The sequence below is a fragment of the Pedococcus sp. genome (genome assembly GCF_036000045.1).
Taxonomy (GTDB): domain Bacteria; phylum Actinomycetota; class Actinomycetes; order Actinomycetales; family Dermatophilaceae; genus Pedococcus.
In genome coordinates this window covers 35,546-48,533 of the sequence record NZ_DASYGF010000025.1, presented here as the reverse complement: position 1 = coordinate 48,533, position 12,988 = coordinate 35,546, and the positions used below count along the sequence as shown (strand labels likewise).

Below are 12,988 nucleotides of genomic sequence, written 5' to 3'. Positions count from 1 at the left end.
TATGAAGACACGGTCCGTCCGTGGTATCGCCGCGGTCGCTCTCGCGACGACCGGCGCTCTCGCGCTCTCCGCGTGCAGCGGTGGGTTCAGCAGCTCCACGACGCAGAGCACCAGCAAGGGCCCAGTCAAGCTGACGGTCATGATCGGCAGCTCCGGTGCCGCCGAGACGGCCGCCGTCAAGTCCGCCACTCAGGCGTGGGCGACCAAGACGGGCAACACCGTCGAGGTCATCGCCGCCTCCGACCTCGGTCAGCAGCTCGGCCAGGCATTCGCCAGCTCAAGCCCGCCCGATGTCTTCTATACCGATGCCAGCAAGCTCGGCACGTATGCCAAGGCGGGGAACCTGTACGCCTACGGCGACCAGGTCAAGAACGCCGGATTCGTCGACTCCCTCGTCAAGTCGTTCACCTACCAGGGCAAGTTCTACTGCGCGCCCAAGGACTCCTCGACGCTCGCGCTGGAGATCAACACGGCCATGTGGACCGCGGCAGGACTGACCGATGCCGACATCCCCAAGGATTGGGCCGGCCTGGAGACCGTCGCCAAGAAGCTCACCAAGGGCAACGTGACCGGCCTGGTCATTGGCAACGACATCAACCGCTCCGGCGCCTTCATGAAGCAGGCTGGCGGCTGGGTCGTCTCCCCTGACGGCAAGATGACCGCCGACGCTCCCGGAAACCTGGCGGGGCTGCAGGAGGTCCAGAAGCTCATGAAGGAAGGGGTGCTGAAGTTCAACACCGACACCAAGCCGGCCACCGGCTGGGGCGGCGAGGCCTTCGGTAAGGGCCTGGCTGCCATGACGATCGAAGGCAACTGGATCGCCGGCGGTATGAAGGACTACCCCAACATCAAGTACAAGACCGTCGAGCTTCCTGCTGGCCCCGGGGGCAAGGGCACGTTGACCTTCACCAACTGCTGGGGCATCGCTACCAAGTCGCCCCACCAGGCCGCTGCGGTCGACCTGGTCAAGTCGCTCATCACCCCAGCCCAGCAGATGGCCTTCGCCGATGCCTTCGGCGTCATGCCCTCGACGACCGAAGGGCTCAAGCAGTTCGCAGCCAAGTATCCGGAGTCGGCAGCCTTTGTCGCGGGTGCGGCCTACGGTCAGGGACCGGTCAACCTCGCCGGCCTGGACGACGTCATGAGCAAGTTCAACGCCGAGCTGGCCACCCTGTCCAAGGGCGGCAACCCGGCCACGATGCTGGCCGAGCTGCAGAAGAACGGCAAAGCCGCGCTCTCGGGCAGCTAGCTGACCCCGTCCGTATGCCGGTGGCGCGTCGCCCTTGCGCCGGCGTCACCGGCATACGGACCCAGCACGACCCACCCCCTCGGCCGCAACACTTCTCACGCAGGAGTCGCACATGACGACAGCCAAAGCGGGACGACCAGCCACACCCGCACCGGTCGCTGCGGAAGAGGCCGTCGCCAAGGCAACGAAGCCCCCCAAGGAGCGAGGTAGGGGTTTGCGCGGTCCGGAGGGTCCGATGGGGTGGCTGTTCGTCTCGCCCATGGTGGTCATCCTCGGGCTGTTCCTCGCGATCCCCATCGTGATGGCACTGTGGGTGAGCCTGACCGACTGGAACGGGTCGAGCAACCCGTTCTCGGGTGGCCCGGGCGCGCAGTTCGTCGGCGCGAAGAACTACACCGATCTGTTTACCAGGGACGGCCTGACCCGCTCCAACTTCATGCAGTCGATCAGCAACACCTTCTGGTATGTGCTCTTCGTCGTCCCCGCGCAGACCGCCTTGGCGCTGGGCCTCGCCCTGCTCGTCAACGCCAAGATCCTCAAGGCGCGCAGCTTCTTCCGGACCGCCTTCTACTTCCCCTCGGTCACCAGTTCGATCGCGATCTCCACGGTGTTCCTGTTCATCTTCTCCAGCACCGGGGTTGTCAACGGCCTGCTCCAGGTCGTCGGCCTCAACGGGCCGAACTGGTTCACCGACGACCGCGGCCTCATCCACCTGCTCTTCAACGCCGTCGGCGTCGACAACCCGGGGTGGGGCCAACATGACATCGTCGGTCGCAGCCTCTGGGACTGGCTGTCCGGTCCCTCGGTGGCGATGAGCGTCATCATCATCCTCGTCGTGTGGACGACGTCGGGCACCTTCATGCTCATGTTCATCGCCGCCTTGCAGGACCTACCCGTCGAGATCGACGAGGCTGCTGCCCTCGACGGCGCCACCGGGTGGAAGAAGCTGCGCATGGTGACCATCCCGATGATCCGGCCCGTCCTGTTCCTGGTCCTTACTCTCGGCCTGATCGGGACCTGGCAGGTCTTCGACCAGATCTTCGTCATGGGCAAGGGTGCACCCAACGGAACGACTCTCTCCCCGGCCTTCCTCTCCTACCAGCAGAGCTTCGGCAACTTCAAGTACGGCTCGGGTGCCGCCATGGCCTTCGTCGTCTTCGTGATCATCCTCGTGCTCACTCGCATCCAGCGGTGGGCCCTGACGGAGAAGGACGAACGACGATCACTGTTCGGCCGCCGGAAGGGAGCACGCGCATGACCACCCGCGCAAGCGCACTCAAGCGGGCGCTCCTGTACGGGGCACTGACCCTCTTCGCCCTGATCTTCATCGTCCCCTTCCTGATCCAGATCGTGACGTCGTTCAAGACCGACCCGGACGCGGCCTCGCACCCGTTGTCGCTGATCCCCAACCCGCTGAGCCTGGCCGCCTGGAAGACGATCTTCGGCAGTGGCGCCGTCCCCTTCCCGACCTGGATCAAGAACTCGGTCCTCATCGCCGTCATCGTCACGTTCGCCCGGGTCTTCCTCGACAGCCTCGCCGGCTACGCGTTGGCACGGTTGAAGTTCCGCGGCCGCGGGGCCATCTTCAGCGCCCTGCTTGCCGTCATGAGCGTGCCCGGAGTCGCCCTGCTGATCCCCAAGTTTCTGATGGTCAACTACCTCGGGATCTACGACACCTACACGGCGATGATCATGCCGCTCGTCGTCGATGCAGCCGGGGTCTTCATCATGAAGCAGTTCTTCGACTCGGTGCCGATCTCGATTGAGGAGGCGGCGCGCATGGACGGCGCCTCGATCTTCCGGACGTTCTGGTCTGTGGTCCTGCCGATGGCGCGGCCGGCGTTGATCACCCTGACGATCCTGTCCTTCCAGGGTTCCTGGAACGAGTTCAGCCACTTCCTCGTCGTGACCAGGGGCACGCCCGACCACATGACCCTGGTCACCGGCCTCGCTTCCCTCACCAGCGGCCAGCTCGGTGCAGGGACGCAGTTCCCGCTCAAACTCGGCGCAGCGCTGTTGACCACCATCCCGGTCGCGGTGCTCTTCTTCTCCCTCCAGCGCTACTTCATCCGCGGCGCCAACGAGGGCGGAGTCAAGGGATGAGAGGACTCTCCGTTGGAGGTGCTTTCGGTCAGCGTGGCGAGCGCCGCCTTGTCGGTCAACTCGCCCCGGTGCTCGCGGCCGCAACCCGCATCACCGCACGCTCCCAGGCAACAACCCGTACGGCCAGATGTGGCCCGACGCGGACGAGTCCGCCCGCACTGCCGTGGTGTGGTCTGGCAGCGCGGGCGGACTCGCAGAGGAAGATCCCGAGTCTTGCGGACTAGATGCGGACTAGGACGGCATCGAGCGCGCAGAACAGCAGGTCAAGCGGCACGTGAAGGTCAGAGGTCGTAGTACATCTCGAACTCGTGCGGGTGTGGGCGGAACCGGATCGGGTCGACCTCGTTCTTGCGCTTCCACTCGATCCAGGTCTCGATGAGGTCCTGGGTGAACACGTCACCCTCGAGCAGGAACTCGTGGTCGGCCTCCAGCGCGGCGAGCACCTCGGGCAGCGAGCCGGGCACCTGGGCGATGGCGTCGTGCTCCTCGGGCGGCAGCTCGTAGAGGTCCTTGTCCACGGGCTCGGGGGGCTCGATGCGGTTCTTGATGCCGTCGAGGCCTGCCATCAGCATCGCCGAGAACGCGAGGTACGGGTTCGCCGACGGGTCGGGCACGCGGAACTCGAGGCGCTTGGCCTTGGGGGAGTCGCCGGTGATCGGGATGCGCACACAGGCCGAGCGGTTGCGGGCCGAGTACACGAGGTTCACGGGAGCCTCGTAGCCCGGGACCAGGCGGTGGTAGGAGTTCACCGTCGGGTTGGTGAACGCGAGGACCGCGGGAGCGTGCTTGAGCAGACCGCCGATGTACCAGCGGGCCAGGTCCGACAGGCCGCCGTAGCCGCGCTCGTCGTAGAACAGGGGCTCGCCGTCCTTCCATAGCGACTGGTGCGAGTGCATGCCCGAGCCGTTGTCACCGAAGAGCGGCTTGGGCATGAAGGTGACGGTCTTGCCGCCATGCCAGGCCACGTTCTTGATGATGTACTTGAACTTCAGAACGTCGTCAGCCGCCTGCTTCAGCGTGTTGAAGCGGTAGTTGATCTCCTGCTGGCCAGCGGTGCCCACCTCGTGGTGCGCGCGCTCGACGCTCAGGCCGGCGGCCTCGAGGGCCAGCGACATCTGGTCGCGCATGTCGGCGAAGTGGTCGACCGGCGGGACGGGGAAGTAGCCGCCCTTGTAGCGGGTCTTGTAGCCCTTGTTGCCGCCCTCCTCCTCGCGACCCGTGTTCCACGCGGCCTCGACGGAGTCGATGAAGTAGTAGCCGGCGTTCTGCTTGGTCTCGAAGCGCACGTCGTCGAAGATGTAGAACTCTGCCTCGGCGCCGAAGTACGCGGTGTCGGCGATGCCCGTCGACTTGAGATAGGCCTCGGCCTTGGCCGCGATGTTGCGCGGGTCGCGCGAGTACTCCTCGCCGGTGAAGGGGTCCACGATCGAGAAGTTGAGGATGAGCGTCTTCTCCGCGCGGAACGGGTCCACGTAGGCGCTCGTGGGGTCCGGGATCAGCTTCATGTCGGACTCGTGGATGGCCTGGAAGCCGCGGATCGAGGATCCGTCGAACATCTGGCCATCCTTGAAGAAGTCTGCCGTCACGCTCTGCGCAGGCACGTTGAAGTGCTGCATCACGCCGGGCAGGTCGCAGAACCGCACATCCACGAACTTGACGTCTTCGTCCTTGATGAACTTCAGGACCTCGTCAGCATTGCTGAACAATCCAACCTCCTGGTGGTAGGGCGGCCGAGACCGCCCGGTGACGGTTGTCGACCCAACCGGTGTCGTCCACGACCTTATCGGGCGGGCATTTCTCGGCCATGACCCGAATGTTTCGCGGGTGTTACGCCGTGAGAGGCTGGCGACGTGGTCGACCGCAAGGACATCGGCTCCTGGCTCGACGGGCCCGGAGCACGCACGGGTGCGCCCACGGCATACCCAGGACAACGACTCGGTATGCCGCGCGACGGCGCCGGCTCGGTCGGCCGGTGGGGGCGGCGGCTGCTCGGCGTCCTCGTGGACTGGACCGTCTGCCAGCTGATCGCCTACGGGCTGTTCCGGGTGCCGCTGGTGCAGGCGGGCGGTGGGTCCTTCGTCCCGCTGGCCATCTTCGCCGTCGAGAACCTCGTGCTCGTGGGCACGCTGGGCAACACCCTCGGCCATCGCATCGTCGGCCTGCGGGTGCAGACCATCGACGGGCAGCCTGCTCGGCCGTTCCAGGTGCTGGTTCGCACGGTGCTGCTCGCCCTGTTCCTGCCCGCGATGTTCTGGGACGCCGACGGTCGCGGCCTGCACGACAAGGCCGCGGGCACCGTCATCGTCCGGACCTGACCACCTCGCGGATCCGGTTCGTCGCCTCGGCCAGGATGTCCACGATCTCGCGAGTCTGCGCGGGCGTGATGCCGTGCCGCCGCCAGGCCGTGCGGGCCTCCTGGCGCAGCTGCTGCACCGCCTCCTCGACCTCGTGCACGGTGTGCGAGTCGGGGGTCGGCCAGGTCTGCTGACCGCCGACCGGCGTCGCGGTGCGGCGAGCCTCCTGCGCGGCCACCCTGAGCTCGGCGCGCAGGTCGCTCGTCTGGCCGCGGACGCGCGACCGCACCTCCTCGGCCAGCTCGCGCACCGATACGTCGAGGTCGGCCTCGAGCGCACTCAGGTCGTCCTGCCGTGAGCGGACCTCCTCACGACCGGCCTCGGTGATCCGGTACACCGCCTTGCGACCTTCGTCCGTTCGCTCGACCAGGCCTTCCTCCTCGAGCTTGGCCAGCCGCGGATACACCGTGCCGGCGCTGGGGGAGTACAGGCCGTTGAACCGCTGCTCGAGGTCCTGGATGACCTCGTACCCATGGCGAGGACCCTCGTCGAGCAGCGACAGCAGATAGAGGCGCAGCTGCCCGTGGGCGAACACCGGGCTCATGCGGACGCTCCCACGACCGACTTGAGCAGGACGACGTTGCCCGACACCGCGTTCGCCTTGAGGCGCAGCCCACCATCGCCACCAGTGAGTCGGTTGCCCGAGGGGCGCGAGAGCTTGTCGATGATCTGCCCGTCGATGACCACCTGTCCGGAGGCGGTGTTCGCCGTGACGTCGTAGCCCTCATGCGGAGCGCGCACGGTGACGTCCCCCGACACCGAGTTCGAGGTGATCGTGGCCCGTCCCATCGTCAGGTCGAGGGTGATGTCACCACTGACGGTGTTGATGCTGACCTCGGGTGTCTGGCTCGACTGGGCGGTGACCGAGCCCGAGACCGAGTGCACCGTGAACGGCCCGCGCACGTTCCCGCACTCCACGTCGCCGCTGACGGTGTTGACGCCCACGGGCCCGGCCACGTCGTCGATGGTCATCGCGCCGGACACGGTGTTGGCCTTGGCGCCCGAGCGCATTCCGGCCAGCAGCCCGCTGGCGCTGACCGTGCTGACGGAGGCGCGCGCGTCCTCGGGGATGGAGATGCTGATGGAGACTCGGTTGCGCTCGATGCCGTCGAAGGCGCGCCGCACCTTGGCGAGGATCCCCGCCGAGCTGATCCCGTGGGTGATCTTGAGCTTGGAGCCGTCCCACTTCACCGTCAGCGGGTCGCCCTCCACGCCCGAGACCTCCACCCGCGCGGTGGGGGAGTCGGCGTGGGTGACCACGTCGACCCGGCCGCCGACGATGGCCACGCTCAGCTCGCGGACGCGCTCGCCGTCGTCCCCGACATCGAGGACGCGTGGTGCGTCGATCGTCCATTCCTCAGTCATGAGATCTGTCCCTTCTCGCGCTATATCGCGTTGTGGACAATCACGCTATATCGCGTATGCCGCGACCGCAAGCCCTGATCGCCGCGGCCGGGCGGGGGCTGAAGGTCAGCGTCCGCGCATGGCCTTGCGGTCGACGCGTGCGCGCTGCGGGTCCATGCCGGCAGGGATCGGAGGGCGCAGTCCGCCCAGCGACTTCAGGCGCTTGTTGACGGCGGAGACCTCGTCCTTGGTGAGGACGGCCTTCATCCGGGTCAGCTTGCCGGTGAGCTTGCGGACGGCGACCTGCCCGTCCCCGTCGCCGACGACGACCAGCGTGACCGGGACACCGGGCGCGACGCGCTCGATCTTCTTGCGCTCCGAGGCGAGCAGCTTGCTGCGTCGCGCGTCCGGCCCCTCACCGATGAGCACCACTCCGGGGCGCCCCACCGCGCGGTAGACGAAGGCGGCTCCGGTCATGTCCTCGGGCCGCGCGCCGCGGGCACCGTCCACGGCGACCGGCTGCTGGTCGGCATACCAACCGCGACGCAGCGCGCCCAGGGCGGCGCCGGCCGCGCCTGGCTGCCCCTCGAGAGCGCGGTATGCCGCCCGCTCGGCGCGGCGGCTCAGCACGAGGGTGGCGGCCAGCATGGCGAGCGGCAGCGACAGGATGAGCGCGTAGACCCAGTGGCCCAGCAGCAGACCGATGATGACGCCCACCACGACGACGCCGAGAGCAGCCAGCAGCATCCACCAGGGGATGGTGCGGTCCACCTGGTAGGCGGCCCGGTAGACCTGGCGAATCTGGGCGAAACGGCCCTGCTTTGCGGGCGTGTCCGACTGCTGCGAATCCTTGCGGGCCATAGGGGTCAGGATACGGGGCGTCAGCCGCGCTGACCCAATGCGGCGGGCCGACGTGCGGCGACCAGCGAGGCGGCCTCCTGCCGGGCCGGGTCGCCGGCAGCCGCCGCGAGGTGCTGGAGGTGCTCGGGAATCTCCCGGCCCCACTTCGTCATGGCCGTGGCCCACAGGCGACCGGCACGATACGACGAGCGCACGAGCGGGCCGGCCATGACACCCTTGAACCCGAGGTCCTCGGCCACCTCGCTCCAGTGCACGAACTCCTCGGGCTTGACCCAGCGGTCGATCGGGTGGTGCAGCTTCGAGGGGCGCAGGTACTGGGTGATGGTCAGGATGTCGCACCCCGCGTCGTGCAGGTCACGGATGGCCTGCTCGACCTCGTGGTCCTGCTCGCCCATGCCGAGGATGAGGTTGGACTTGGTGACGAGCTGGGCCTCGCGCGCCATGGACAGGACCCGCAGCGACTTGTCGTACGTGAAGGCCGGGCGGATCTGCTTGAAGATCCGTGGCACCGTCTCGAGGTTGTGCGCGAACACCTCGGGACGGGCGTCGAAGACCTGGCCGACGAGCTCGGGCTGCGCGCCGAAGTCAGGAGGCAGGATCTCGACGCCGGTGGTGGGGTTCTTGGCGTGGATCTGGCGGATCGTCTCCGCGTAGAGCCACGCGGCGCCGTCGGGCTGGTCGTCTCGCGCCACACCCGTGACGGTCGAGTAGCGCAGTCCCATCTGAGCCACCGAGTCGGCCACCCGGCGCGGCTCGTCGAGGTCGAGCGCCAACGGACGGCCGGTCGCGATGTCACAGAAGTCGCACCGTCGCGTACAGATGTCGCCGCCGATGAGGAAGGTGGCCTCGCGGTCCTCCCAGCACTCGAAGATGTTGGGGCAGCCGGCCTCCTGGCACACCGTGTGCAGGCCCTCGGACTTCACCATCGAGTGCAGCTTGGTGTACTCGGGGCCCATCTTGGCGGTCGTCCGGATCCACTCCGGCTTGCGCTCGATCGGCGTCTCGGCGTTGCGCGCCTCGACGCGAAGCAGGCGGCGGCCCTCGGGTGCGATGGTCACGAAGCTCCCTTGCCCTTCGTCAGTGCTGCCGAGCGGTATGCCGCGGGGCACAGGTCCGCCCGGAGGTCACCGGGCGTCCTTCAAGGGTACGCCCGGTCGTGCCCCGGCTAGGGCCGGGTAGCTGCGGTGAGCACCTCGCTCAGGTGCTTCTCGGCATACGGCAGGACGTCTTGGACGGTCACCGTCCGGTCTGCCTCCCGGCTGATCGAGCTCACGCCCGCGTCGTCGATGCCGCAGGCCACGATGTTGTCGGCCCAGGACAGGTCGGCGTCGCAGTTGAGCGCAAACCCGTGCATGGTGACCTGGCGGCTGACCCGCACGCCGATGGCGCCGAGCTTGCGGTCCGGACCACGGTCGTCGGCCAGCACCCACACCCCGCTGCGGCCCTCGACCCGAGTCGTCTCGACCTCGAACTCGCGGCACACCCGGATCATCACCTCCTCGAGCCGGCGCACGTGGGCCACCACGTCGATGGGCACGCCATGCAGCCGCACGATCGGGTAGCCGACGAGCTGGCCAGGACCGTGCCAGGTGATCAGGCCGCCCCGGTCGACGTCGACCACCGGGGTGCCGTCGAACGGCCGCTGGGAGTCGAGCGTCCGCTTGCCGGCGGTGTAGACGGGGGAGTGCTCGAGCAGCAGCACGGTGTCCTCGCCGCCAGCCACGACAGCGGCGTGGACCTCGCGCTGGTGGTCCCAGGCCCGCTGATAGTCGACGAACTCCGGTGCAAAGCCCACGTGCTCGAAACGCATGACGTCAGGGTACGCCGAGGCTGTCAGCCCACCACGGGCAGCGTTGGTCAGAGGCGACGCGGCTCGATCCGCTCCTCGGTCGCGACGTCGCCCTCGCGGGTCACGACGTACGCGCCCTTGCCGTCGACCTCACTGACCGCCTCGACCAGATCGGTCCCGCGATAGACCAGGCCGACGCCGTCGTCGGTGCAGTGGGTCGTCGGCAGCGTGCCGTCAGCGACCAGCTGGTGCACGAGTGGACGGCGGCGGGATTCGGAGTCGTAGTGCACGCCGTTGCCGAAGGGCAGGAACGCCAGCCCGTTGGTCACGGCGCGCAGCTCCGGTCCGAACGAGTCGGTGGTGCCGCCGGAGTACCAGCAGATCGAGCCGGCGGAGACGCCGGCGAGCACCACCCCGGCCTCCCACACCCTGCGGAAGATGGCGTCGAGCCCGTGGACCCGCCATACGGCCAGGAGGTTCGCCACGGAGCCACCGTTGACCCAGACGACGTCCTGCTCGAGGAGGTGCCCCTCCATGTCCTCGATGCTCGGCATCGAGAACAGGTTGAGGTTGGTCAGCTCGAACCCGGCCACCCGAGCGGCGTCGCTCATCCAGTCGTTGGCGAACCGCTGGTCCCCGCCGGCGGTGCCGAGATGCGTCAGCCGAGGCCGTCCTGTGGCGCCGGAGAGCTCGACGGCGTGGTGCACGAGCGCATCGAACTCGAAACGCACCCGGTCGGCCAGGCGGTAGCCACCGGAGGTGGCCAGGATCGTGGGCTGGTCTGCAGGCATGGAGGCACCCTATGGGCCTGCCCCGACGGCCAGTGCAGAAGGACGGCCTGTGGAGAAGCTCGCGGCCTCGCACGGCGATCTCGGCATAGTGGCGCCCATGGACGCGACCGACCCCATGCCGCCTCCGGACGTCCCCGGTTACCGGCTCGGCGAGCACCTCGGGACTGGCGCGACCGGCACGGTGTGGGCGGCGCTACGGTCGCGAGACCTGCTGCCGGTGGCGGTCAAGGTGGTGCCCGTCGGGGCGCACGTGAAGCCGGTCGACCAGGCGGGCGACCAGCCGGTCGACGAGCCGGGCGGCCACGCCGCGCGCGAGCTGGCTGTCCTCGGCCGGGTGTCGGTCGAGGGGCTGGTCGGCTTCCACGAGGCGATCGGCCTCCACACCGACCCGCCGTCGCTCGCCCTGGTACTGGACCACGTCGCCGGCGGCTCGCTCTGGAGCGCGGTTCGGGCCCGCGGTCACCTCAGCGTGGGTGAGAGCGTGACCGTGCTGGTGCCCGTGGCGAGAGCGCTCGCCGGGCTGCACGCGATGGGCGTGGTCCACGGTGACGTCTCGCCGCGCAACGTCCTGCTCCAGCGGAGCGGCCGGCCGGTGCTCTCCGACCTCGGCGTCGCACAGGTGGCCGGGGTGTCGGACGCTCAGACCTATGGGACGACCGGCTTCGTGGCTCCCGAGCTCGAGGACGGGTCGCCGCGGACCGCTGCCTCCGACGTCTATGCCGTGGGCGCTCTGGGGTGGTGGTGCGTCACCGGGGAGCTTCCGACCCCGGCATCCCTGCGGCAGCCGCTGGACGCGTTGGCTCCCGGGCTGCCGGAGTCGTGGCGAGCGGTCACCGCACAGGCGCTCTCGCGCGACCCCGCCGATCGACCGACCGCGGCAGAGCTGGCCCTGGCCTACTTCGACTCGGCGCCGTGTGAGCCGCTACGGCTCGTCGTCGGCGCGGACGACACCTCACTGCTGACCCACCGGCTGCGCAGGTCCCAGCCGGCCCCACCGGCCGCATCTCGAGCGGCCGCTCGGGTCCGAGGGCGGCCCAGGCTGCGATGGCTGCTCGTGGGCGCCGCTGTGATGACCGCGCTGGGCTTGGCCGTGGCAGGCGTCGCGTTCGCGGACCACCTACCGTGGCGCATCCCCCCGCATCCGAGCGCGGTGCCGCAACGGCCCAGAACCCTCGTCTCCGTGACGCCTCGCGACCTCACCACTGACCCCGCCGCTGCTCGTCGCGACCCCGTGGGGCTGATGCAGGCACTCGCGGACCGTCGGGCCCGGACGATGACCAGTCGGGTGCCCGCCGAGCTCGAGTCGTTGGATGTGACGGGATCGGTCGCCATGCGTGACGACGCGGCGCTGCTTCGTGACCTCGCGGCTCACCACCGGTCCTACCGCGATGTCGCCTTTCGCGTGCGGAGCGCGCGCTACGTGGAGTGCACCGCCACCACGGCGCAGATCGACGCGGCCGTGGACACCACGGCATACACGGTGGATGACGCAGGAGGAGTCGTCCGGCATGAGCGGCTGCCGCCCGCGCCGGTGGTGCGCTTCTCGCTGCGTTGGCAGGACGCCGGATGGCGCATCGAGGAGGTGAGTGCTCCCTAGGCGTCCGCGAGGACTGCGCGTAGCGCCGACGCGAGGGTGGTGTCCTGGTGCACGAAGCCGGCCTCGGCGAGCCGGGCCGGCATCGCCCGCTTGCTCGTCAGGACCTCGTCGGAGAAACCACCCAGCACGAGCTTGATGCCGAACGCCGGGGCCGGCAGCAGCGCCGGCCGGTGGATCTGACGGCCCAGCTCACGAGCCAGGTCGAGCTGCCTGTCGGGGGATGGGCCGACCAGGTTCACCGGACCGGTGAGGTCGGGGTGGTCGACAAGGAACGCGAGGCCGGCGACGGTGTCTCGCAACGAGATCCAGGGCCACCACTGCGTGCCGCTTCCCAGTGGCCCGTTGATGCCCAGCCGAGCCAACGGGAGCATGCGCGCCATGGCTCCGCCGGACGCCGCCAGCACGATGCCGGTGCGCGGGTGCGCCACGGAGATGCCTGCCGCACGGGCCGGCTCTGCGGCTGCCTCCCAGGCCCGCACGACCTCGCTGAGGAACCCGGTGCCGCCTTCCGAGTCCTCGGTGAGCAGCTCGTCACCCCGGTCGCCGTAGAAGCCCACCGCGGAGCCACTCACCAGCCGGACGTCGCCACCGAGCTGCGCGAGAGCGCCGGCGATGGCCGTGGTGCCGTCGACTCTGGAGGTAAGGATCTCGCGCTGGTAGGCCGGGGTCCAGCGGTGGTCGCCGACACCCGCTCCGGCCAGGTGGACCACGGCGTCGATGCTCCGCAGAGCCGTCGGGTCGAGCTCCCGCGAGGAGGGGTCCCACTGCACTTCCGTGGAGTCACGCGGGGTCCGCCGTACCAGCCGGACCACCTCGTCCCCGCGCTTCTCCAGGTACGCCGAGAGCGCGCCGCCGATCAGTCCGGACGAACCGGTGACGGCGACGCGCTTCGACATGTGT

13 protein-coding genes are annotated in these 12,988 nt (G+C 68.8%); 5 read left to right on the top strand and 8 right to left on the bottom strand.

Features of this window, described 5'->3' with window-relative positions; translation table 11 throughout:
- Position 1: 1 nt before the first annotated feature.
- The 3 genes from VGN50_RS05050 to VGN50_RS05040 all read left to right on the top strand — a co-directional run bounded on the left by VGN50_RS05050 (position 2) and on the right by VGN50_RS05040 (position 3,352).
- Positions 2 to 1,249, top strand: coding sequence for a sugar ABC transporter substrate-binding protein (locus tag VGN50_RS05050; RefSeq protein WP_327443586.1), 1,248 nt, complete (start codon positions 2 to 4; stop codon positions 1,247 to 1,249).
- A gap of 112 nt (positions 1,250 to 1,361) precedes the next feature.
- Positions 1,362 to 2,507, top strand: a complete 1,146-nt coding sequence (locus VGN50_RS05045; protein WP_327443585.1) for a sugar ABC transporter permease — start codon at positions 1,362 to 1,364, stop codon at positions 2,505 to 2,507.
- Positions 2,504 to 3,352, top strand: a complete 849-nt coding sequence (locus VGN50_RS05040; protein WP_327443584.1) for a carbohydrate ABC transporter permease — start codon at positions 2,504 to 2,506, stop codon at positions 3,350 to 3,352. Before VGN50_RS05045 ends, VGN50_RS05040 begins: the two co-directional genes overlap by 4 nt.
- 281 nt (positions 3,353 to 3,633) lie before the next feature.
- On the opposite strand, the gene glnA is transcribed toward VGN50_RS05040, so the two are convergent.
- Positions 3,634 to 5,058, bottom strand: coding sequence for a type I glutamate--ammonia ligase (gene glnA / locus VGN50_RS05035; RefSeq protein ID WP_327443583.1), 1,425 nt, complete (start codon positions 5,056 to 5,058; stop codon positions 3,634 to 3,636).
- Between the two features lie 144 nt (positions 5,059 to 5,202).
- Here glnA and VGN50_RS05030 point away from each other — a divergent pair, with 144 nt between their 5' ends.
- Entirely contained in the window at positions 5,203 to 5,667 is a 465-nt protein-coding gene (locus VGN50_RS05030) for an RDD family protein (protein WP_327443582.1), read from the top strand.
- Here the strand turns inward: VGN50_RS05030 and VGN50_RS05025 are convergent.
- From VGN50_RS05025 to VGN50_RS05000, 6 genes are all read right to left on the bottom strand, one after another.
- Complete coding sequence (locus VGN50_RS05025) at positions 5,651 to 6,250, bottom strand: PadR family transcriptional regulator (protein ID WP_327443581.1); 600 nt, start codon at positions 6,248 to 6,250, stop codon at positions 5,651 to 5,653. The two genes, VGN50_RS05030 and VGN50_RS05025, sit on opposite strands and share 17 nt — an antisense overlap.
- Positions 6,247 to 7,071, bottom strand: a complete 825-nt coding sequence (locus VGN50_RS05020) for a DUF4097 family beta strand repeat-containing protein (RefSeq protein ID WP_327443580.1) — start codon at positions 7,069 to 7,071, stop codon at positions 6,247 to 6,249. The genes VGN50_RS05025 and VGN50_RS05020 overlap by 4 nt, the downstream gene beginning before the upstream one ends.
- A gap of 105 nt (positions 7,072 to 7,176) precedes the next feature.
- Positions 7,177 to 7,911: a DUF4191 family protein gene (locus tag VGN50_RS05015; RefSeq protein WP_327443579.1), complete on the bottom strand. Its 735-nt coding sequence runs from the start codon at positions 7,909 to 7,911 to the stop codon at positions 7,177 to 7,179.
- Between the two features lie 20 nt (positions 7,912 to 7,931).
- Positions 7,932 to 8,969 (bottom strand): lipoyl synthase, encoded by a 1,038-nt coding sequence (gene lipA / locus VGN50_RS05010; RefSeq protein WP_327443578.1) that lies wholly within the window; start codon positions 8,967 to 8,969, stop codon positions 7,932 to 7,934.
- A 107-nt stretch (positions 8,970 to 9,076) separates the two neighbouring features.
- Positions 9,077 to 9,721, bottom strand: coding sequence for a lipoyl(octanoyl) transferase LipB (lipB, locus tag VGN50_RS05005; protein ID WP_327443577.1), 645 nt, complete (start codon positions 9,719 to 9,721; stop codon positions 9,077 to 9,079).
- Between the two features lie 47 nt (positions 9,722 to 9,768).
- Positions 9,769 to 10,491: a peptidase E gene (locus tag VGN50_RS05000; RefSeq protein ID WP_327443576.1), complete on the bottom strand. Its 723-nt coding sequence runs from the start codon at positions 10,489 to 10,491 to the stop codon at positions 9,769 to 9,771.
- Positions 10,492 to 10,588: 97 nt separating this feature from the next.
- Between VGN50_RS05000 and VGN50_RS04995 the strand changes: the two genes are divergently transcribed.
- Entirely contained in the window at positions 10,589 to 12,088 is a 1,500-nt protein-coding gene (locus VGN50_RS04995) for a serine/threonine-protein kinase (RefSeq protein WP_327443575.1), read from the top strand.
- On the opposite strand, the gene VGN50_RS04990 is transcribed toward VGN50_RS04995, so the two are convergent.
- Positions 12,085 to 12,984: a TIGR01777 family oxidoreductase gene (locus tag VGN50_RS04990; RefSeq protein ID WP_327443574.1), complete on the bottom strand. Its 900-nt coding sequence runs from the start codon at positions 12,982 to 12,984 to the stop codon at positions 12,085 to 12,087. The two genes, VGN50_RS04995 and VGN50_RS04990, sit on opposite strands and share 4 nt — an antisense overlap.
- Positions 12,985 to 12,988: the final 4 nt, after the last annotated feature.